This window comes from Marinobacterium zhoushanense (genome assembly GCF_014641945.1).
In the GTDB taxonomy this organism is placed as follows: domain Bacteria; phylum Pseudomonadota; class Gammaproteobacteria; order Pseudomonadales; family Balneatricaceae; genus Marinobacterium_D; species Marinobacterium_D zhoushanense.
This window is the reverse complement of sequence record NZ_BMIJ01000002.1, coordinates 70,849-90,438: the sequence shown is the minus strand read 5'-3', so window position 1 is coordinate 90,438 and position 19,590 is coordinate 70,849. Positions and strand designations below refer to the sequence as shown.

Sequence of the window (19,590 nt, the reverse complement as noted above, 5' to 3'; positions counted from 1 at the left end):
CTTACAGAGTCCAGGTGTCGAGGATCACGGCGTTGTCACGCATGTGAAGCAACTTGAGGTCCATCACATCCAGCGGATTGATCGGACGGATGCCCTCGATCAGTGACGGTTCACCGTGGCCATAGAGCGCCTGCAGCGCAAAGCGGCAGGCGTAGACCTTGCCACCCTCGGCCATGAACTTTTTCAACTGATTGGTGTAGTTCTGGTGGCCGGGGAAAGCTTCGTCACCGATGGTCGGGAAGCCGCGCTGGATACCCAGGGTGACACCGGGGCCGTAGAGCAGAATGGATGTCTCATAGCCCTTGCGCAGCAGGCGGGTGGCCTGCAGCATGTTGACCAGACCGATGGAACCTTCGAATGCAACGGTGTGGAAAGTGACCAGGGCCTTCTCGCCCGGGTTGGCTTTCACATCCTCGAATACCTTCTCTTCGTAATCGACAAAGAAGTCACCGGCCTTATGTTGCGGTTGGGTTACTGTAGGCATTGTTGTTACTCCATCTTTTTTGTCTTGAATTAGGTCACAACTCAAAGCTGTCTTTGTGTGGTGCAATCAAGACAGAGCAATCGATATGCCAATTGATTTTCGATTGATTGCAATCAATATGCGATCAATGATTGGGGTCTAAATTGATGGAAGAGCAAAAAAATTATTTTCGGCGTTGATCGTTTTATGCGCAAAAACTAATATAACTATTTGATTGAGCTATAGTTGTGCACTATTTCTAAAATCTGTTCAGTGTTGGTGCATAGGTGCAATCAAATGGTTATAAGTGGCTGATTTTTTCGCTATAAGAATTAGAGTAAAATCTGTTCCGTTGAACGTATCCGATAGCTGGGGATTGATTGCATAGATGAGTACACAGGAGCTTCAGCGCTGGCGTAACCGATTGCAGGCGGAAACGGGTATACCAGCCTACCGGTTGATTGCGGATCTGATCGCCGAAGATGTCGACAGTGGGCGTTTGCAGGCACGCGATCGGCTGCCACCGCTGCGTGATCTGGCGGCGGCTGTCGGTATCAACTACACCACTGCTGCGCGTGCCTATAATGAGGCGCGTACACGCGGACTGATCGACTCCCATCCCGGTTCAGGTACCTTCGTCAAAGGCAAAACCGTGACCGTGCAGCCCAGTCGCGGCGGTTACGAGATGACGATGAATCTGATGATCGAGCCGGCGATCCCGACGCTGGTCGAGCAGATCCGCGACAGCGCTATCTCGGTGCTGGCGCAGCAGGATCTGTATGGCATGTTGCGTTATCAGGCCTTCGGCGGCAGCCCCCGCGCCAAGGAAGCGGCGCTGCAGTGGCTGGATCAGCGCCTTGACCGTGCGGTGCCCGAGCAGGTGCTGGTGTGCTCCGGTATACACAGCGCGCTGGTGGGGTTGCTGACCCAACTGGCGGCACCTGGGCAGTTGGTGTGTGTGGAGAGTCTGGCCTATCCCGGCATCAAGGCGATCGCTGCGCAGCTGGGTCTTACACTGCACTCGCTGGAGCGCGACGCGGATGGTCCGCTGGTGCGTCCGTTCGAGGAGATCTGCAAACAGGGTAATGTGGCGGTGCTCTATCTGAACCCGACGATTCACAATCCCACCACGACCACCATACCGCAGGGGCGGCGGGAGGCGCTGGCGGATGTGGCACTGCGCTACAGCATCCCCATCATTGAGGACGATGCCTATACCCTGCTCAGTGAAGAGCCGGTCACGCCGATAGCCGATTTGGCCCCAGAGCTGACCTACTACATCATGGGCACGGCCAAATGCTTTGGCCCCGGATTGCGTTCCGCTTTCGTCCATGCCCCCGCCAGACGGCAGGCACAGCGCTTCTCTGGCGCCATGCGCGCACTCTACGTGATGTCGAGCCCGCTGGTCGATGCGCTGGTCAGTAACTGGATTCTTGACGGCACGGCCGAGGCGATGCGCAAGGCGATTCGTAACGAGGCGATTGCACGGCTCAAACTGGCTGAGCACTACCTGGGCCGCCAGCGGATCGCCTCGGCCAAGGGCGCCTTCCATCTCTGGTTGAAACTGCCGAAAGCCTCCAACTGGAACCCCTCCGAACTGGCGGTGCAGCTGCGTGGTCATGGCGTCAGCGCCGTAGCCAGCGCCGCGTTTAGCACCGACAACAATCCGCCGGACGCGCTGCGGCTCTGCTTCGGCGGGCCGATCAGCCGCGACAGTTGGGAAGAGGGGCTGCAGCATGTGGCCGATCTGATCGATCAGCCCGCTTATCTTTCGTCGTTAACCACCTGAGGTAAAAGCGTATGCAACAGTATCTGGATCTCTGCCGACGCATTATCGACGAGGGCGAGTGGGTCACCAATCAGCGAACCGGCAAGCGTTGCCTGACGGTGATCAACGCCGATCTTACCTACAACGTGGCGGCCAACGAACTGCCGCTGATCACCACTCGCCAAAGCTATTGGAAGGCGGCCATTGCCGAACTGTTGGGCTATATACGCGGCTACGACAGTGCCGAGGATTTTCGCAAGCTCGGGACCAAAAGCTGGGACGCCAACGCCAATGACAACGATGCCTGGCTGGCCAATCCCTGTCGCCGGGGTGTGGACGATATGGGGCGTGTTTACGGTGTTCAGGGGCGCCATTGGCGCACCCCGGAGGGGGGCGAGGTCGATCAGCTGGCAAAACTGGTGGATAACCTCAGTCGCGGCATTGACGATCGCGGCGAGCTCCTCAGTTTCTACAACCCGGGCGAGTTCCATCTGGGCTGCTTGCGCCCCTGCATGCACACCCATACCTTCTCGCTGCTGGGCGATACGCTCTACCTGACCTCCTACCAACGCTCCTGCGATGTGCCGCTGGGGCTCAACTTCAATCAGGTGCAGGTGTTTACCCTGTTGCGGCTGATTGCGCAGATTACCGGCCTCAAGCCGGGGGGCGCCTATCACAAGATCGTTAATGCCCATATCTACGAAGATCAGCTGCAGCTGATGCGCGATGTGCAGCTCAAGCGTGAGCCTTATCCACTGCCCAGACTCGAGATCAACCCGGATATCCGTACATTGAAGGATCTTGAGACCTGGGTGACGTTGGACGATTTCAAGGTCGAGGGCTACCGGCACCACCCGGCCATCGCCTATCCGTTCTCGGTATAACGGGTCGAGCCGCCTTATCCAAAGGCCGGTAATGGGCGCCGCCCCTATTCGCTGACGCCTAATTTCCCGACGCGGGTTACTGGGCGTGCGGAAAAACCGGAAAGCTGGAGGCCCTGAACGCTCCTGTTGTTATGAGCGTTCAGGGGCAGGGTAGATGCTAAAGCAGGTTGACAAAAAGCCGCCGCGGAGGCTAGCCGCGGCGGCACCGATTTACTTCAGGTTCTTGGGTTGAGGACCCGGTCCCCAGATCGACTCAAGGGTCTTGCCGATCGCCAGCAGTTTGGCGTCGCTCCCCGGCAGCCCGTCGATCTCGACGCCAACCGGGAGGTTAGTTTGCGGACCCAGTCCAACCGGCAGTGACAGACCCGGCATCCGCACATTGCTACCTGGATCGGTATTGCGAATTGTGCGCAGGAAAGTAGGCCCTGCGCTGGCCTCTTCGTTGGAGAGCCGTGCAACCTCTGGAGTTGTCGGGAACACCAATGCGTCGAGCTTATGGTCGGCAAAGGTTTTTTCGTAAAGCGCCGACAGGGCCGCGAGCCCCTCCGACTGCGCTTTTTCATAAAGAGGAGCAACCGGCACCATTCCGTCGGCACTGGGCACCATGCCCGGTACTACCATCGCCGAGAATGTGCCACGTACGTCCGGGCTGGAGATCTGAGATACAACCTCATCCAGAGTCTTGCCTGTGCCGCGCGAGGCCAGGTAGTCGGTCAGCGCAGGCTTGGCTTCATAGATTGCAACAGCCGTCGCCACAGCGCCGGTCAGCGCTTCGATTCCGTCCATCTCCACCGGTATCAGCGTGACGCCTGCCGCGCGCAGCCTGTCCAAGGCACTCTCGGCTGAGCTCTTAACATCAGGATGAAGGTCGGACCAGAAGAACGCCGGAACGCCAAGCCGAATGGTGTCCGCCTGGGGGGGCATTACCGCCTTGCCACCGGTGATCACGCTATCGAGCAGGATGATGTCATCGACACTGTTCGCCATCGGCCCTACCGTATCGCGGCTATATGAGATCGGAATCACCCCCTCGCCACTGTACCGCCCAACGGTAGGGCGGAAGCCGACACAGCTATTAAGTGCGCAGGGCTGTCGCGTAGAGCCGCCGGTATCGGTGCCCAGCGCGGCAGTGATCAGTCGCGCGCCCAGCGCAGCAGCACTTCCCGAGGAGGATCCGCCGGGAATTCGATCGGGATCGAATGAGTTACGTACCCCTAACCCATGGGGGCCTTGGTAACTGGTGTTATAGCCGGATGTGCCGAATGCCAATTCGTGCATGCCGGTTTTACCGATAATAATCGCACCTGCCGCTTCGAGCTTGTCGATCACCGGCGCGTTGACGCTGGGGATGAAGTCCGTGAGCGCCGGTGTACCGCCTGAGTTTGGCTGCCCTTTGACTTCGATGTTGTCTTTCACCGCCAAGGGCACGCCGCCCAATGGTAGACAGTGTCCGCCACTCTCCAAACGTTCGTCTTCGGCTTTGGCCAGAACCAGCGCCTTATCCTCATCGATCAGCGACGAGAACGCATTGAACGCGTCCATATTTTGTGCACGAGCCAGCCAGTGTTTGACCACTGTTCCGCTCGTTACCTTGCGTTCGCAGATTAGTTTCGCCGTTTCCAGCGCACTTAACTGGGTCAAATTGATGGGGGGCTCGGCGGAGTGACTCATCGAGCTGAGGGTCAGCAGGGGAATCGATACTAACGTGGTGATGTTGCGCATGTTAACTCCTGAACGGATCGAACGTTTCTGTGCATACCGGGATTTAGGCACAGTGCCGGGTTCGATCACATCCTCAAAATTGAGGAGTCAGGGGTGTCTATCCGTGCGTGAGTTTGAGGGCGAGTTCGGTTCTGTTGGCACAGTCGAGTTTGTGCATTGCGCTGTTCAGATGGCTGCGGATCGTGGTGAAGCCAACGCCGAGCTCACGTGCAATCTGCTTGTCGCTCAAACCGTGCCTCAAGTGGCTTACAACCTCCTGCTCACGCCGCGTCAGTATGTCCTGTAGCGCTGCATCCTGTGTCAGCGCTGTTTCAAAATAGATCTTTAACGCGTTCAGTAGGCTCAACTCGCGGATACCGAATGGGGGCGCGCTTTTATCCCGCCATATCCGAAGATCGCCCACATCCCGGTGGTTATCGAAGAAATAGATATTGATGCCGTGGTGCATTCCGGCTGGTGCGAGAAAGGTGTTGTAGAACTCGCTGGTCTCAAGCGTTCTGCGCTCTATCACCTCATCGACGGCAGCGGCCCCTTGCTGCTTGCGCATGGTTGGCGTGATGAAGTCGATACTTTCCAGCTGACAGTCATACCGGTCCAGCAATGAGGTATCAATATTGTGGGCGAGACAGCGTGTGGACGTTGACCGGGCGTCGTCCCAGATATAAGACGCCACATAGTCTGCCTTGAGCAGCTGTCCGATATCGGTGAGGGTGTCCCCTCGCACCCTATCGGCGGGCAGATTGCGTCCGAGCGTCCAGACGATCTTTGCAAAAAGGTCCATGTCTCGAACGTCGAGGTTTAGTTTGGCGCTGTACATCTGCTGTTCGTGTTCCCGATGTTAGGGGAGAGCAGGTCAGGGAGACCCGATACTCCAAGATAGCCTAATTCATCATGCAAAAAATAGGTCATCTTAGTCGCGGTGACATAACTCCGGATGCCCAGACAGGTGATAACCTTGCCACAGAAGCGGCATTCTTGCTGTCCCTTCTAAAATTCTCCCAAATGGGTAGAGGTGATATCGGATATCTACAAGGCCTTGTCCTGCCAGGCTGCTGGAGAGAGATTTCCAATAGCAATCAGAGACAGACGTGCGCAGAAGGTTGGTCAACGACAGGCCATATCTCCGGACGATTGCCATAGATGTCTCCACGCCAAACTGATTCGCATATCTCGGCAGTCGCCCGATATCTGCCGGTCCCGGCACACCGATACGAACCGGCGTATCGATGCCTTCACAACCGGTTGCGGCCGGTCAGGTTGGTATGAACTGCCGTAGAATCAGTGTTAGGGCATAGGTTGTTGCAACGCTCAGGAGCCAGATCAAGAGTAGCCAGGCAAGGCGTTTGCACCTGTCTCGCATCATCTCAGTGATACCCATCTTCGGCTTTGACCTTGCCGCGGAACACATAGTAGGACCAGGCGGAATAGGTCAGGATGATCGGCATGATCAACAGTGCACCAACCAAGGCAAAGCCTTGGCTGGACGCCGGTGACGAGGCCTGCCAAATACTGATGGACGGCGGTATTACGTTAGGCCACAGGCTGATGCCGAGCCCAAGGAAACCGAGTGTCATCACCACCAGCGTCATCACAAAGGGCATCGCTTCTCCGTACTCGACCGACCGCAGCAGCAGTAGGCAGGTCAGTGCGGTCAAAACGGGCAGGGGCGTGAGCCAATACAGGTTGGGCAGGCTGAACCAGCGCTCGGCTATTGCTTCGTGAGCCAAGGGTGTCCAGATGGACACCGCAAAAATAAATACAGACAACAGCCAAACAAGAGGCTTGGTCAGGTCGCGCATTCGATATTGCAGGTAGCCATCGGTTTTCAATATCAGCCAGGTACTGCCCAGCAGGGCGTAGGCGGCCGTCAGAGCTGCACCGCAGAACAGTGAAAAACTGCTGACCCAGTCCAAGGGGCCTCCGGCGAAGCGGCCATCCTGAACATCGATGCCACTGATATACGCGCCCAGAATAACGCCCTGGAAGAAGCTTGCCATGAGGGAGCCGCCAAAGAAGGCCTTATCCCAGAGATGGCGACTGTGATCACTGGATTTCGCTCGCGCTTCGAATGCGACACCGCGCAGGATGAGGCCTATCAGCATCAATACGATGGGTAGATAGAGCGCGCTGAGTACAACAGCGTATGCCAGGGGAAAGGCCGCCATCAGGCCGGCACCGCCGAGTACCAGCCAGGTTTCGTTACCGTCCCAGATAGGTGCCACGCTGGCCATCATGCGGTTGCGATGTCCTTCTGATGGTACAAATGGAAACAGCAGGCCAACGCCAAGATCGAAGCCGTCGGCGATGACGTAGAGCATGACGCCAATCAGAATGATGACAGCCCAAATCAGTGCGGTATCGACACCCATGTCAGACTCCTTGATCGGTATTTGGCGGCAGAACGGGGCGCACGGTGGATTGAATGGTCTCGCCGTCCCGATCAGGACCGCGGTTTATCAGTCGCAGCAGATAGCGGATTCCGGTACCGAAGATCACCAGGTAAACCAGCACGAAGAGCACGAGTGAAATGGTCAACTCAGTTACCTTGTGCGGGCTGGCCGCATCAGCTGTTTTCATTAGGCCGTAGACAACCCAGGGCTGACGCCCGAGCTCTGTTGTAAACCAACCCGCGAGCAGGGCCACCAATCCAGATGGGCCCATCAGTAAGGCAAAGCGCAAGAGTGAGCGGTTGGTGTAGAGCGTACCGCGGCGCCAGGCCCATATCCCCCAGGCTCCGAGCACAAACATCAATAGGCCGAGGGCGATCATGACACGGAACGACCAGAACACGGCGGCTGCGTTAGGGCGTTCATCGGCGGGGAACTCCGAAAGCCCCTTGAAGGTTCCACTCCAGCTATGGGTCAGGATAAGGCTGCCCAGGCGTGGAATGCCCACTGCATATCGTGTGACTTCGGCGTCGTTATCGGGCCATCCGAACAGCAGAAGCGGTACACCCTCGCCTTCACCTTCGTTGCGCCAGTGTCCCTCCATCGCAGCCACTTTGGCCGGTTGGTGCTCCAGCGTATTCAAGCCGTGCATATCACCGGCCAGCATCTGCAGTGGCGCGGTGATTAACAGCATGCCCATGGCCATGGCCAGCATGGTGCGTATGGCCTTGGAGTCCCGACCTTTGAGCAGGTGCCAGGCGGCGCTGGCACCGACCATCAGCGCAGTACTTAGAAAAGCGGCCAGCCCCATATGGACCAGCCGGTAGGGGAAGGATGGGTTGAAAATGATTTCCAGCCAGTCGGTGGGCACTACACGGCCGTCGACGATCTCATAGCCGGCCGGTGTTTGCATCCAGGAGTTCGAGGCAAGTATCCAGGTTGCCGATATGAGGGTGCCGATGGCGACCATCAGTGTGGCAAAGAAGTGCAGCTGCTCGCCAACCCGCTTCCAGCCAAACAGCATGACGCCCAGAAAGCCCGCTTCAAGAAAGAAGGCGGTCAGTACCTCGTAGGTCAGCAGAGGACCTGTGATGCTGCCGGCGAAGGTGGAGAACTCGCTCCAGTTGGTGCCGAACTCGTAAGCCATTACCAGCCCGGACACCACGCCCATACCGAAGTTGAGCGCGAATATTCGGCTCCAGAACGTGTACAGCTGTTTGAAGACGGGGTTGCGAGTTTTCAACCAGCATCCTTCCAGCACAGCCAGGTAGCTGGCCAGCCCGATCGTGATGGCGGGAAAGATGATGTGGAACGACACGGTGAATCCAAACTGGATGCGTGCCAGCATGAGCGCCATGTCTTGCATACAAACTCCTTAATCGATCAGATCGATTTGGCAAGGAAGGTTGTTTCCTTCGATGTCCTGACCTCATTGCCCTGGAAGTTGAACGTCAGCTTCGTATTCGGTGAGGTTATGTCCTGAGCGCAGACCCGGTAGGGCAGCCAGGTGGAGTTGTTTTCACTCAGGTCGATATCGGCTGGTCCAAATAGCTCGTACACGCCCTCGCCTACGACGGAGATGCGTACCGATGCTTCGGCAGGATCGAAAGCCTCGACTTTGACGCGGTAGTTGTTGCAGATCCACTGCTCGTCCAGTTGGGTAAAGAGCGCTCCGCGATCTCGGCGAACCTCCACCAGCAAGTCGGTAGTACCGGTGAAGCCGTAGAGTACGGCGCTAAACGCAATAACCATAACAGCGCCGTAACCGGCAAGGCGGGGGCGCAGCAGCGGTGAGGGTTTGTTCTCAAGCTGTGACTCGGAGGCAAAACGGATCAGACCTGTCGGACGGTTGATTTTTTCCATGACGCTATCGCAGGCGTCGATACAGGCCGCACAGTCGATGCAGGCCGCCTGAAGACCGTCACGGATATCGATGCCGGTGGGGCACACCTGTACGCATAGGCCGCAATCGACACAGTCGCCGCTATTGGTATCGGCATTGCGCTTGTTGGCGCGAGGCTCGCCGCGCCCCGCATCATAGGTGACGGTGCGGGTGTCGCGGTCGAACATCACCCCCTGAAAGCGGGAGTAGGGGCAGGCGTGCAGACAGATCTTTTCCCGCACCAGCCCTGCGTTGGCATAGGTCAGTCCGGCCATTATCACCAGCCAGCCGGTGATCGCCGTCGACAGCTCCAGCTGCGCTGCCTCCGAGACCATCTCACGAATAGGAATGAAGTACCCGGTAAACGTCGCTGCCGTCAGCGTGGCCAGCGCGATCCACAGCAGGTGCTTGGCGATCCGGCGTAACAGGCGTTCGGCGCTCAGCGGTTCCCCCTCCTGACGCGCCCGGATGCCGGCGCGTCCTTCGGTGAAATCCTCGATGCGGATAAACAACCAGGTCCAGATACTTTGGGGGCAGGCGAAGCCGCACCAGACCCGTCCCCAGGCCACCGCCATAAAGAACAGCAGGCAGGCGCCGGCAATCATCAATCCGGCCAGCAGCGGCAGGTCGTGCCAGGAGAGTGCATTGCCGAACAGGATGATCTTGCGTTGGGCGAAGGAGAACAGCAGCCAGGGTTGGCCGTCCACCTGGATCCAGACCAGGCCGAAAAACAGTGCGATCATCGGCCAACTGCTCAGGCGTCGCAGGTTTTGAAAGCGCCCTTCGGTAAGGCGGACGTGGAATTTGCCGTCGCGGGCAAAAGGTGGTGTGTAGTCTTGCACAACGGGTATCTGTTCCATGGCAGGTTTCCCCCTGATTTCTGATTGGGGGCAGACTACGCTTGTGATTAAGATAGGATCAGGTATAAAAAAAATAATAACAATGGGTACAGATGGGCGAGGGCCTGAGATGGGAGCCGATTATCGTTACCGACAGCTTGAAAGCTGGTTGCTGCAGGGTATCGAGGAGCAACGCTGGCGTTTGGGTGAGCGGCTGCCGTCGATCCGCACCCTGTGCCAGGAGCATAGCCTGTCCAAGGCCACCGTGCAGCATGCGCTGCAGCGCCTCGAGGCGCAGGGACTGCTGGAGGCGCGCCCCAAGTCCGGTTACTTTGTAGCCCTTCAGCCCAATGCTGTTAAGAAACCGGTCAGTCGGTCAAGGATCGAAGCGCCAAGGCCGGTAAGCGTTAACGAGTTGCTGTTGGATATCATGGGCCGCAGCGCGGCATTCGATCTGCTACCGGACCTGCACGCCGGTGATCTGCCCCCCAGTATTGTGGCGCTGAATCGCTCCATTGGACGCGCACTACGCCGCCAGAAGGGTGACGATTACCAGTACTACGATGCGCCTGCAGGCGACATGGGCCTGCGTGAGCAGCTATCACTACATAGCGCACGTCGTGGTTGGGCAGTACAGCCCGATCAGCTGTGCGTGACCTCGGGCTGCCAGCATGCGCTGTTTCTGGCTTTGATGGCCTGTTGCGAACGGGGCGATGTGGTTGCGGTGGAGTCGCCGGGGTTTTATGGCGTGCTGCAGTTGCTGGAGCAGCTGGATCTGCGGGTTGTTGAGGTGCCGACCTCAGTGGAAACCGGGATGGATATCGAGGCGCTGGAGGAGGTGCTCGAGCGCTGGAAGGTGAAGGCCTGTATCGTATCGCCCGCGTTTGCGACGCCAGGCGGTGCGTTGATGCCAAGCGAATCCAAGTCGCGGTTGCTGGCGTTAGCGGAGCGGCACGATCTGGCGGTGATCGAGGACGATATCTACGCCGATACCGCGCTCGGCAGTGCGCCTGATCCACTGAAGGCGATGGACAGAGATGACCGGGTGATCCTGTGCAGCTCCTTCTCCAAATCACTGTCGCGTGACCTGCGTCTGGGCTGGATCTCCGGGGCTCGCTGGCATGACCGTATTCTGCGTCTGAAGCTGGTGACCCAGCTGGCCAGCAGTCGATATCTGCAACAGGGCGTTGCGGACTATATGGCCGATGGCAGTTTTACTGCGCATCTTCGCCGTCAACGCAACGAACTTAGAGAGCGTCGGGATCGGCTGATTGCGTCGCTCCAGGCGTGGTCCACCGGGCTGCGTGTCAGTGTGCCGCTGGGCGGTCTGGCGGTCTGGGTTGAGCTGCCGCCGAGTTTCGATACCCTGGCAAGCTACCCGAAAGCGCTGGAGGGGGGCGTGGTTATCACCCCCGGCCCACTGTTTTCCGTGTCGGGTCAGTTCAGAAACTGCCTGCGTATCAGTTACGCCCATCCGTGGGATGCCCGTCGAACGGCGGCACTGAATCGTTTGCCGGAGCTGTTTGTACAGCTGTGATCTGTCCCGATTAAAATTAAAAAAATTGAGCCTGCCCCGTATCCGTCGCTCCCGCTAGCCTTGTGCATTCACTTGGCAGAACCGGGGACAAAGCGTGTATAGATACGATCAATATGACCATGCGCTGGTGCAGGCGCGGGTTGCTCAGTTTCGCGATCAGGTCGCTCGCAGGCTGTCGGGTGAACTGAGTGAAGAGGAGTTTCTACCGCTCAGGCTGCAGAACGGCGTCTACCTGCAGCGCCACGCGTATATGCTGCGTGTTGCGATTCCCTATGGCACCTTGTCATCGAATCAGCTGCGTGCCCTTGCCCGGATCGCCGAAGACTACGACCGGGACTACGGACACTTCACCACGCGGCAGAATATCCAGTTCAACTGGATCGAGCTGGAGCAGGTGCCGGATATTCTGCAACTGCTCGCCGATCACGAGATGCATGCGATCCAGACCTCCGGCAACTGCGTGCGCAATATCACCACCGAAGCCTTTGCCGGGGTCGCGGGGGACGAACTGATCGACCCCCGGCCGCTGGCCGAGATTCTGCGCCAGTGGTCGACGGTTAACCCGGAGTTCCTGTTTTTGCCGCGCAAGTTCAAGATCGCGATCTCCTCCTCGGAGATGGATCGTGCTGCGATCCGTGCACATGATGTGGGGCTTTACCTGTACAAGGGCGAAAACGGCGAGATGCTGTTACGCGTGATGGTCGGAGGCGGCCTGGGACGCACCCCTATCCTTAACGAAATGATACGTGAGGCGCTGCCCTGGCAGCATCTGCTGACCTATGTCGAAGCCGTGTTGCGCGTGTATAACCGCTACGGTCGACGTGACAACAAGTACAAGGCGAGGATCAAGATCCTCGTTAAAGCACTCGGAATTGAGGCGTTCGCACAGGAAGTGGAGCGTGAGTGGGAGCAGATTCGTGATGGCGTCGCTGAGCTGACCTCCGAAGAGTACACACGCGTTGCCCAGAATTTTCAGGCGCCGGATTACGAGCGGATAGATGCGATCGATCCTGACTTCGGTGCCTGGTTAGCCCGTGATCCCGCGTTTTCCGTTTGGGTGCAGAACAACACGCGCCCACACAAGGTGTCGGGGTACAGCTCAGTCATCCTCTCCACCAAGCCAGGCGCGTCGGCGCCTCCGGGTGATGTAACCGCCGAGCAGATGCGCGTGGTGGCTGATCTTGCCGAGAAGTTTGGCTTCGGCGAAATCCGCGTGGCCCACGAGCAAAATCTGGTACTGCCGGATGTCCGCAAACGTGATCTTTATGCGTTGTGGAAAGCGCTACGGGCGCAGAACCTGGCCACGCCCAATATCGGCCTATTGACCGACGTTATCTCCTGCCCCGGCGGCGACTACTGCTCGTTGGCCAGCACCCGCTCGCTGCCGGTGGCGAAGGCGATACAGGAGCGTTTCGACGATCTCGATTTCCTGCACGATCTGGGCGAACTGAGCCTCAATATTTCGGGTTGTGTGAATGCGTGTGGTCACCACCATATCGGTAATATCGGTATTCTGGGGGTCGATAAGAACGGCGAAGAGTTCTTTCAGATCACGATTGGCGGTGCCCAGGGCAAGGACAGCTCGATCGGTAAGGTGATCGGGCCTGCACTCAGGGCCGAAGAGGTACCCGAGGCGATCGGCCGATTACTATCCGTCTACCTGAGCTATCGTGAAGTAGAGGAACGATTCGTCGACACGGTGCGTCGCATCGGTATCGCTCCTTTCAAGGAGGGGGTCTATCAACGTGAAACCGCCAGGGTGGAGGCAAGCGCATGAACAATACAATCGGCCTGAAAAATGGAGTGGCGGTTGTACTGCAAGAGGACCCCTGGTGTCTGGTGGACGACGACCAGCCGCTGGACGGCATCTCCTCACCGATTATCTCCTTTGCGCGTTGGCAGGCCCTGCGTGAAACGGGGGAGGAGGGGCAGTTGTCATACGGTGTCCTGTTGGGGCCGGATGACGACCCGGAAGCGATTGCGCCCTGGCTTGATACGTTGCCGCTGATCGCCTTGGAGTTTCCAAGCTTCAGAGATGGTCGAGCGTACACTCAGGCCAATCTGCTCAGAACCCGTTACGGCTATAAGGGTGACCTGCGTGCAACCGGTGATGTACTGCGCGACCAACTGGGGCTGATGCGTCACTGCGGTTTTAGCTCGTTTGCCGTACGTGAAGACAGATCGGTGTCTGAGGCACTCAAGGGGCTGTTTGGCTTCGATATGATTTACGCTCGATCGGTAACAAACCCCGAACCGCTGTTCAGACGTCGAAGCGCGAAGTCATGAGTCGAGAGAGGGCTTTGCCATGAAAGGGCAAGGCTTGCTACTCACTGCCTCGGCCAGTTGTGCCCTGACCATTTTTGATACCAATCTGGTTGGGGTGATACTGCCCAGTCTGGTGTCGGACCTTGGCGCTGATTTTTCGCAGATGGCCTGGGTGCAAAGCAGCTTCTTGCTCACATTTGCCTCTCTGCTGCTGTTTGCCGGCGCGATGGCCGATCGCTATGGACGCCGCAGGGTGCTGTGTGTGGGTTTGTGGTTGTTCGGCTGTGCGGCACTGGCCTGCTGCGTCGCGCCCAATATCTCGCTGTTGATTGGGGCACGCGCGGTACAGGGCGTAGGGGCGGCACTGCTGCTGGCGCCCGCGTTATCCACTATCGGGCATCGATTTCGTCTGCAGGATGAGGCGATCAAGGCCTGGAGTACCTGGGGCAGCATCATGGGACTGACCATGGTGATTGCCCCCTTGTTAAGCAGCCTGGCCGGCTACCTATTGGGTTGGCGCTGGGCATTCTTTGTCTTTGTACCGATCTGCGTAACGTTGATTCTTTCAGTGCCGCGCACTATCGACGAAGACAGGCCCAGTGGCGCACATGCGTTCGACTGGGCGGGCGCCATCTGCTTCAGTCTCTCAATGCTGCTTTGGGTCTGGGGGCTTATCAATGGGCCTCAAACCGGCTGGACGAGCCATCAGTCGGTGATCGTGTTTACGCTCGGGATGGTCACGTTGGCGGCATTCGTGGCCATAGAGCTGCGTCAGGCCAACCCCATGTTGCATCTGAGGCTTTTCAAGTCCGGCCGCTTTGTAGGGGCCGTGATCGCCATGCTGGGGTACGCCGGTGCCGCCCAGGTGATGGCGGCGCTATTGCCGCTCTACCTCCAGCGCGGTATGGGCATCTCCTTTCTTTGGACAGGCTGTGCGTTGCTGCCATTTGCCATCACGATGTTTATGTTCCCGACCATAGGGCGACGACTTTCGAACCGGCTTCAGTCTTATCAGCTGCTCGGGGTCGGATTGGCGATCATCTCGGTCGGGAATATCTGGTTGGCATTGGCCGTGTCAAGCAGCAACCCGATCTGGTTCTTTATCGGTATGTCGATTCTGGGCGCCGGTGGTGGGTTGATCAACGGCGAAACCCAGAAAGCGATTCTTGGCACCGTGCCGAAAGAGCGCACGGGCATGGCCTCAGGTATCAGCACCACGGCGCGGTTTTTCGCCATGCTGGTGGGGTATGCAGGTCTTTCGTCGGTATTGGCGTTTGGAGTAAAGAGCAGGCTGCAGGACGAGTTGTGCGCTTCTGGTGGCGGTCGTTGCGCAGTCTTGCCCGACGCCTTGGAGTGGGTGGTAACGGGGCGCTTCATGACCGGCCACTTGTCTATGGGGGAGCTGGAGGCGGCAACGGCACTGGCCAGCTATCGGGGTGGCTTCGCTGATCTGTTTTTGGCTGCTGCTACAGTGGCCTTGTTATCTGCTGTGTTAACGGTCGGGTTGTCAATTATTGGACGGGACACGCTCTCGAGAGCTCAAGAGTGCTCCCATCACGATACCCAATGATCAGTTTGGGGCATGCGTTCCATGCTAACTGTCTCAAGTTATGCAGTGGGCTCGTGTCCCCGATTGAGTTGCAGCATCGCCAGCGCCAACCGCTCTCCTCTAAGGGCGGAATCTCTGTCACCCTGAACGTGGGCGGTAACGATGGCACCCTCCTTGATCATGGCAATGAAACCAGTCACTTCATCAACCTTTTTAGCCAGAACCCCTGACGCTTCGACCTGTCGATGAATGAGCTGGACCACCTTTTCCTTGTGGAGTGCACAGGCCTTGTGTATGGGACTGTCGTGGTCGCCATATTCCGCGCTGCTATTGATAAAGAAACAGCCGTTGAAAGCCTGCAGCTCGATAACCTGGTCGTTGAACCAGTCATGCAAGGCGGCGAACAACTCCCGGATGCCGGCTTCGCCCGCTTCGACTGAGGCCAGTCGCTTTTGCATCCACTCGAGGAACACCGCATCTCGATATTGGATGACAGCTTCGACCAATTGCTCCTTGCTTTCGAAGTGGTGATAGAGGGTCCTCTTCGCCACTCCTGACTCTTTCAAGACTGAATTGATTCCGACCGCATGAATTCCGTGGCTGTAGAACAGCCTGAACGCGGTGCGGATCAGCAGCTCACGTTTATCCATTACATCCTCCGTTTGAAGTGCACGGTCTCATCTTGACACAAGTAGACAGACCTGTCTATCATGTAGACCGATCTGTCTACTTTAGGGATTTCAAAATGTACCACCGTCTATCGGAAACACCTTACTTCGCTCCTGCGATCGCCGGACTTGGCGCCATGCTCTGCATAACCGCGCTCAGCAGTCTGACGATGCTCAGTTCGTCCTTTATCTGGCTGATGGCCCCGTTTGGCGCAACCATGGTTATCCTGTTTGCTTTGCCCGAAAGCCCCCTGGCTCAGCCCCGCAACATTGTGCTGGGACACATGCTCACGACGACCATAGGTCTGTGTGTTCTATCGCTTGTCGGGGTGGAGTCCTGGTCACTGGGGCTGGCAGTAGGCCTGGCGGTCGCGTTGATGATGCTGACCCGGACTACGCATCCGCCGGCGGGCGCCAACCCACTGGTTGTTATGCTGGCCGGTGAACACTGGGATTTTCTGCTTACCCCGGTAATGGCGGGTACGCTGCTCATCGTGGTGTTCGGTGTGTTGTACCACCGCCTGGTATCGCACTCGCCGTATCCGCAGCGGTGGTTCTAAGATCCGAGTCGCGGGTTGTTGTATTCGACTTAATTACTTGAATTACAACATAAAAGCTGGCCGCTCTTCTTGTTTGTGCTGCAACATCCGGGCTAAGTGTAGGTTCTGAGGAGGTTGTTCACGCCGGTTAAGTTCGAGATGCTGGTTATCGCCAAACAAACAGCACAGAACAACCGACATGAGCAACCGCCCACAAGAATGCCCAAACGACGCTCTACAATCGGGTCCTTATCGTTGAACGCGTGACGCAAGAGAATCAGTCTGTCCGCAGTGTGGCCCAGGACTTTGGTATCAGCCCTCGGACGGTACGAGCATGCGCACCCCAGGTGGGCCAGGGTGCGATCGACTTCAAGTACCAGATCGCCCTTGGGCCAGCTGCCTGTAGTCTTCGATTTTGATCGGTTTGCGTGCGCCTCTGGCCATGATCTGAATATCCTGAATGCGGTATTCGGGAGTACTCGGGCGTTCAGTGCCGGGCGAGCGATTCCTTCAGTTTCACCAGCTGGAACAGCGTTCTGTTGGCGGGGGCATCCAGGCCCGCCTGCAAGGCGGCGTCAACGATGGCGCCGTTGATGGCATCGATTTCGGTCGCACGGCCGTGTTCGATATCCTGCAGCATCGAGGGTTTGTGATTGGCGTGTTCTCGCAGCGCCATCTCCACGTTCTGCCAGATATGGGTTTCGTCCAGTGCGATCCCCTTTGCTTCGCCAGCCTGAAGGGTTTCATGCACTACGGTGCGAGCCAGGTCGACCGAAGCGTCTACCTGGCCGATGCGGCCGGGTGTCGCGCCGGTGACCGCGCAGATTGCATTCATCGCGGCATTGAACGCCACCTTGGACCAGATGACCGAGTGGATATCGGGGTCCGGTTCGCTGGTCAGCCCGGCATTGTTAAAGAGCTCTGCCAATGTAGTCACCCACTTTGGATGTTGGGTATTCGCATCCATCATGCGTGAGCTGGAGGGGCCGTGAGAGACGACGTGTCCGGGGCCCTGAAGGTCGGCGGGTACCAGCGTGGTGCCGACCGCTATACGCGCGCTGTCATGGTATTTCGCGATCCGCTCGGCATTGCCCAGTCCGTTTTGCAACGACAGCACGACGGTAGAGGGCGTCAGCAGATGCTTGATTGAGGCCATGGCCGCTTCGGTGTGCAGCGTTTTGGTGAACAGCACAACCAGATCGGCTACCTCGTCCACATCCTTTGCCAGTGCTGCAGTCGCCTTGAGCTCACTACGGCCCTCATCGGTGTCCAGGATCAATCCGCGGGTGTTGATCGTTTCGATCTGCGCAGGATTGACGTCGATCAGCGTAACCCGATGTCCGGCCCGAATCAGCATGCCGCCGAAATAGCACCCCATGGCGCCGGCGCCAACGACGGCTATGTGGGGTTGGGCTGAAAGATCTGCCAACTGGCTGTTGGCTTGATCGGATGATTGATCTGACATAGGTAAGCTCCAAAGAAACGAACTAATCGGTCGGGTTTAATAGCCTGCTATCGATTGCTCAGCACCATGGAAAGGGCGTTCCCGAGCCTAAGTGAAACTACACGCCGGCGAACTTGAGCATTCGGCCGGCGTGTGTGAGCAGGGTCTTGTCGAGCGTTTAGATAGGATAGTGTCGCGGCCCCATCTGGATGGTCATCCAGCGTAGATCGGTAAACTCCTCGATCCCTGCCTTGCCACCGAAGCGGCCGTAGCCGCTCGCCTTGACGCCGCCGAACGGCATCTGCGGCTCGTCATGCACGGTGGGGGCATTGATATGACAGATACCGGATTCGATCTGCTTGGCGACGGCCATGGCACGGGCGATATCGCGGCTGAAGACTGCCGCGGAGAGCCCGTATTCGGTATCGTTGGCCAACCGGACCGCGTCTGTTTCGTCCTTGGCCCGGATCATCGCCACCATTGGGCCGAAAGACTCTTCGCTGTACAGGCGCATGTCGGCGGTCACATTGTCCACCAAAGTGGCTTGCATGATGACACCCTCTGCCGGGCCGCCCGAAAGTACAGAGGCCCCTTTGCTTTGTGCGTCTTCAAGCAGCGCGTTCAGCTTGATGCCGGCCTGTGCGCTGATCAGCGTACCGAGTGCATTGCCTTCCGCTAACGGATCGCCGGCTTTCAGGCTCTTCGCCTTCTCCGCCAGTTTACGGGCAAACTCGTCGGCTACCGCATCCACTACGATCAGACGTTCGGTCGACATGCAGATCTGACCCTGGTTGAAGAAGGCGCCAAAGGCAGCGGCTTCAACGGCTGCATCCAGATCGGCATCTTCAAGCACCACGAAGGGGGCTTTGCCGCCCAGCTCCAGCAGCACCGGTTTCAGCTTACGCGCGGCCTTCTCGGCGATGATACGGCCGATACCGGTTGAGCCGGTAAAGTTGATACGACGGACTCCTTCATGCTCGATCAGAGCCTCTACAACCTCGGCCGCCTGTTCCGGCGCGTTGGTGATGACATTGACGACACCCTCGCCAAAGCCTGCTTCCATCAGCACCTGCCCAATCAGGTGGTGCGTTGCCGGACACTGCTCGGAGGCTTTCAGAATGACCGTGTTACCGCAGGCGAGTGGGGTGGCGATAGCGCGGGTACCCAGAATAATCGGTGCATTCCACGGTGCGATACCGACCACCACGCCACAAGGTACACGAATACCCATCGCCATATTGTCGGGCACGTTGGACGGTATGATCTCCCCGCCAACTTGTGTGGTCAGCGCCGCTGCTTCGCGCAGAATGCCGGCGGCAACCATCACGTTGAACCCGGCCCAGGCGGGCGTGGCGCCGGTCTCGGCGACCATGCGGGCGATGAACTCGCCCTGATAGGACTCCATCAGATCAGCGGCCTTGAGAAGCTTTGCCCTGCGCTCACCAACGCTCGATGTGGACCAGCGCTTGAACGCCTGCGCGGCTGCTGTTGCCGTCTCTTTGGCATCGGCAACTGAAGCGGCAGCGGCTTCCGTTACGACCTCTCCGCTTAGTGGGTTGTACCGTTGAAACAGCGCGTTCTGTTCGGCATCGCGTTTCTGGCCGCCGAGTAACAGTGCTATTTTGTTCATATCTTTACCTTTT

17 protein-coding genes and 1 pseudogene are annotated in these 19,590 nt (G+C 58.0%); 8 read left to right on the top strand and 10 right to left on the bottom strand.

Translation table 11 applies throughout. From position 1 onward, the window contains the following. Position 1 precedes the first annotated feature (1 nt). Positions 2 to 484, bottom strand: a complete 483-nt coding sequence (locus IEX40_RS04655; protein ID WP_188745952.1) for an MSMEG_0572/Sll0783 family nitrogen starvation response protein — start codon at positions 482 to 484, stop codon at positions 2 to 4. Positions 485 to 851: 367 nt separating this feature from the next. Here IEX40_RS04655 and IEX40_RS04650 point away from each other — a divergent pair, with 367 nt between their 5' ends. Both IEX40_RS04650 and IEX40_RS04645 read left to right on the top strand, forming a co-directional pair. After that, the gene (locus IEX40_RS04650; RefSeq protein ID WP_188745951.1) at positions 852 to 2,252 is read left to right on the top strand and encodes an aminotransferase-like domain-containing protein; all 1,401 of its coding nucleotides are present in this window, start codon (positions 852 to 854) and stop codon (positions 2,250 to 2,252) included. A gap of 11 nt (positions 2,253 to 2,263) precedes the next feature. Next, entirely contained in the window at positions 2,264 to 3,115 is an 852-nt protein-coding gene (locus IEX40_RS04645) for a thymidylate synthase (RefSeq protein ID WP_188745950.1), read from the top strand. A gap of 210 nt (positions 3,116 to 3,325) precedes the next feature. On the opposite strand, the gene iaaH is transcribed toward IEX40_RS04645, so the two are convergent. From iaaH to ccoG, 6 genes are all read right to left on the bottom strand, one after another. Next, on the bottom strand, positions 3,326 to 4,837 hold the full coding sequence (gene iaaH / locus IEX40_RS04640) for an indoleacetamide hydrolase (RefSeq protein ID WP_188745949.1): 1,512 nt from the start codon (positions 4,835 to 4,837) through the stop codon (positions 3,326 to 3,328). Positions 4,838 to 4,934: 97 nt separating this feature from the next. Further along, positions 4,935 to 5,618: a helix-turn-helix transcriptional regulator gene (locus IEX40_RS04635; protein ID WP_229680584.1), complete on the bottom strand. Its 684-nt coding sequence runs from the start codon at positions 5,616 to 5,618 to the stop codon at positions 4,935 to 4,937. A 471-nt stretch (positions 5,619 to 6,089) separates the two neighbouring features. Beyond that, positions 6,090 to 6,197, bottom strand: coding sequence for a DUF2474 family protein (locus tag IEX40_RS22255; protein WP_373286476.1), 108 nt, complete (start codon positions 6,195 to 6,197; stop codon positions 6,090 to 6,092). A 4-nt stretch (positions 6,198 to 6,201) separates the two neighbouring features. Further along, positions 6,202 to 7,206, bottom strand: coding sequence for a cytochrome d ubiquinol oxidase subunit II (cydB, locus tag IEX40_RS04625; protein ID WP_188745946.1), 1,005 nt, complete (start codon positions 7,204 to 7,206; stop codon positions 6,202 to 6,204). 1 nt (position 7,207) lies between these two features. Continuing rightward, complete coding sequence (locus IEX40_RS04620) at positions 7,208 to 8,590, bottom strand: cytochrome ubiquinol oxidase subunit I (RefSeq protein ID WP_188745945.1); 1,383 nt, start codon at positions 8,588 to 8,590, stop codon at positions 7,208 to 7,210. A 17-nt stretch (positions 8,591 to 8,607) separates the two neighbouring features. Beyond that, a complete protein-coding gene (gene ccoG / locus IEX40_RS04615) occupies positions 8,608 to 9,966 on the bottom strand; it encodes a cytochrome c oxidase accessory protein CcoG (RefSeq protein ID WP_188745944.1) in 1,359 nt (452 codons plus the stop codon). A 109-nt stretch (positions 9,967 to 10,075) separates the two neighbouring features. On the opposite strand from ccoG, the gene IEX40_RS04610 reads away from it, so the two are divergent. The 4 genes from IEX40_RS04610 (at position 10,076) to IEX40_RS04595 (ending at position 15,317) form a co-directional block, all read left to right on the top strand. After that, positions 10,076 to 11,482 carry an aminotransferase-like domain-containing protein gene (locus IEX40_RS04610; protein WP_188745943.1) on the top strand — a complete coding sequence of 469 codons (1,407 nt, stop codon included), beginning with the start codon at positions 10,076 to 10,078 and terminating at the stop codon, positions 11,480 to 11,482. A gap of 94 nt (positions 11,483 to 11,576) precedes the next feature. Next, a complete protein-coding gene (gene nirA, locus IEX40_RS04605; RefSeq protein WP_188745942.1) occupies positions 11,577 to 13,259 on the top strand; it encodes a nitrite reductase NirA in 1,683 nt (560 codons plus the stop codon). Then, the gene (locus IEX40_RS04600) at positions 13,256 to 13,768 is read left to right on the top strand and encodes a DUF934 domain-containing protein (RefSeq protein ID WP_188745941.1); all 513 of its coding nucleotides are present in this window, start codon (positions 13,256 to 13,258) and stop codon (positions 13,766 to 13,768) included. The genes nirA and IEX40_RS04600 overlap by 4 nt, the downstream gene beginning before the upstream one ends. A gap of 19 nt (positions 13,769 to 13,787) precedes the next feature. After that, entirely contained in the window at positions 13,788 to 15,317 is a 1,530-nt protein-coding gene (locus tag IEX40_RS04595) for an MFS transporter (RefSeq protein ID WP_188745940.1), read from the top strand. Between the two features lie 38 nt (positions 15,318 to 15,355). Here IEX40_RS04595 and IEX40_RS04590 read toward each other — a convergent pair whose 3' ends face one another. After that, the gene (locus IEX40_RS04590; RefSeq protein WP_188745939.1) at positions 15,356 to 15,946 is read right to left on the bottom strand and encodes a TetR/AcrR family transcriptional regulator; all 591 of its coding nucleotides are present in this window, start codon (positions 15,944 to 15,946) and stop codon (positions 15,356 to 15,358) included. Between the two features lie 95 nt (positions 15,947 to 16,041). Here IEX40_RS04590 and IEX40_RS04585 point away from each other — a divergent pair, with 95 nt between their 5' ends. Then, on the top strand, positions 16,042 to 16,524 hold the full coding sequence (locus IEX40_RS04585; RefSeq protein WP_229680583.1) for an HPP family protein: 483 nt from the start codon (positions 16,042 to 16,044) through the stop codon (positions 16,522 to 16,524). Between the two features lie 200 nt (positions 16,525 to 16,724). Beyond that, positions 16,725 to 16,922: pseudogene (locus tag IEX40_RS22250) on the top strand (hypothetical protein); the annotation flags it as partial. A gap of 68 nt (positions 16,923 to 16,990) precedes the next feature. Here the strand turns inward: IEX40_RS22250 and IEX40_RS04575 are convergent. Together IEX40_RS04575 and IEX40_RS04570 are read right to left on the bottom strand one after the other, a co-directional pair. After that, the gene (locus IEX40_RS04575; protein WP_188745938.1) at positions 16,991 to 17,968 is read right to left on the bottom strand and encodes a ketopantoate reductase family protein; all 978 of its coding nucleotides are present in this window, start codon (positions 17,966 to 17,968) and stop codon (positions 16,991 to 16,993) included. A 157-nt stretch (positions 17,969 to 18,125) separates the two neighbouring features. Further along, positions 18,126 to 19,577, bottom strand: coding sequence for an aldehyde dehydrogenase (locus IEX40_RS04570; RefSeq protein ID WP_188745937.1), 1,452 nt, complete (start codon positions 19,575 to 19,577; stop codon positions 18,126 to 18,128). Positions 19,578 to 19,590: the final 13 nt, after the last annotated feature.

Coding starts and splice junctions, on each gene's coding strand:
- IEX40_RS04600 (WP_188745941.1), top strand. CDS start 13,256: ATGAACAATACAATCGGCCTGAAAAATGGAGTGGCGGTTGTACTGCAA.
- IEX40_RS04620 (WP_188745945.1), bottom strand. CDS start 8,590: ATGCAAGACATGGCGCTCATGCTGGCACGCATCCAGTTTGGATTCACC.
- IEX40_RS04585 (WP_229680583.1), top strand. CDS start 16,042: ATGTACCACCGTCTATCGGAAACACCTTACTTCGCTCCTGCGATCGCC.
- IEX40_RS22255 (WP_373286476.1), bottom strand. CDS start 6,197: ATGCGAGACAGGTGCAAACGCCTTGCCTGGCTACTCTTGATCTGGCTC.
- cydB (WP_188745946.1), bottom strand. CDS start 7,206: ATGGGTGTCGATACCGCACTGATTTGGGCTGTCATCATTCTGATTGGC.
- IEX40_RS04575 (WP_188745938.1), bottom strand. CDS start 17,968: ATGTCAGATCAATCATCCGATCAAGCCAACAGCCAGTTGGCAGATCTT.
- ccoG (WP_188745944.1), bottom strand. CDS start 9,966: ATGGAACAGATACCCGTTGTGCAAGACTACACACCACCTTTTGCCCGC.
- IEX40_RS04570 (WP_188745937.1), bottom strand. CDS start 19,577: ATGAACAAAATAGCACTGTTACTCGGCGGCCAGAAACGCGATGCCGAA.
- IEX40_RS04610 (WP_188745943.1), top strand. CDS start 10,076: ATGGGAGCCGATTATCGTTACCGACAGCTTGAAAGCTGGTTGCTGCAG.
- IEX40_RS04655 (WP_188745952.1), bottom strand. CDS start 484: ATGCCTACAGTAACCCAACCGCAACATAAGGCCGGTGACTTCTTTGTC.
- IEX40_RS04645 (WP_188745950.1), top strand. CDS start 2,264: ATGCAACAGTATCTGGATCTCTGCCGACGCATTATCGACGAGGGCGAG.
- iaaH (WP_188745949.1), bottom strand. CDS start 4,837: ATGCGCAACATCACCACGTTAGTATCGATTCCCCTGCTGACCCTCAGC.
- IEX40_RS04590 (WP_188745939.1), bottom strand. CDS start 15,946: ATGGATAAACGTGAGCTGCTGATCCGCACCGCGTTCAGGCTGTTCTAC.
- IEX40_RS04650 (WP_188745951.1), top strand. CDS start 852: ATGAGTACACAGGAGCTTCAGCGCTGGCGTAACCGATTGCAGGCGGAA.
- IEX40_RS04595 (WP_188745940.1), top strand. CDS start 13,788: ATGAAAGGGCAAGGCTTGCTACTCACTGCCTCGGCCAGTTGTGCCCTG.
- IEX40_RS04635 (WP_229680584.1), bottom strand. CDS start 5,618: ATGGACCTTTTTGCAAAGATCGTCTGGACGCTCGGACGCAATCTGCCC.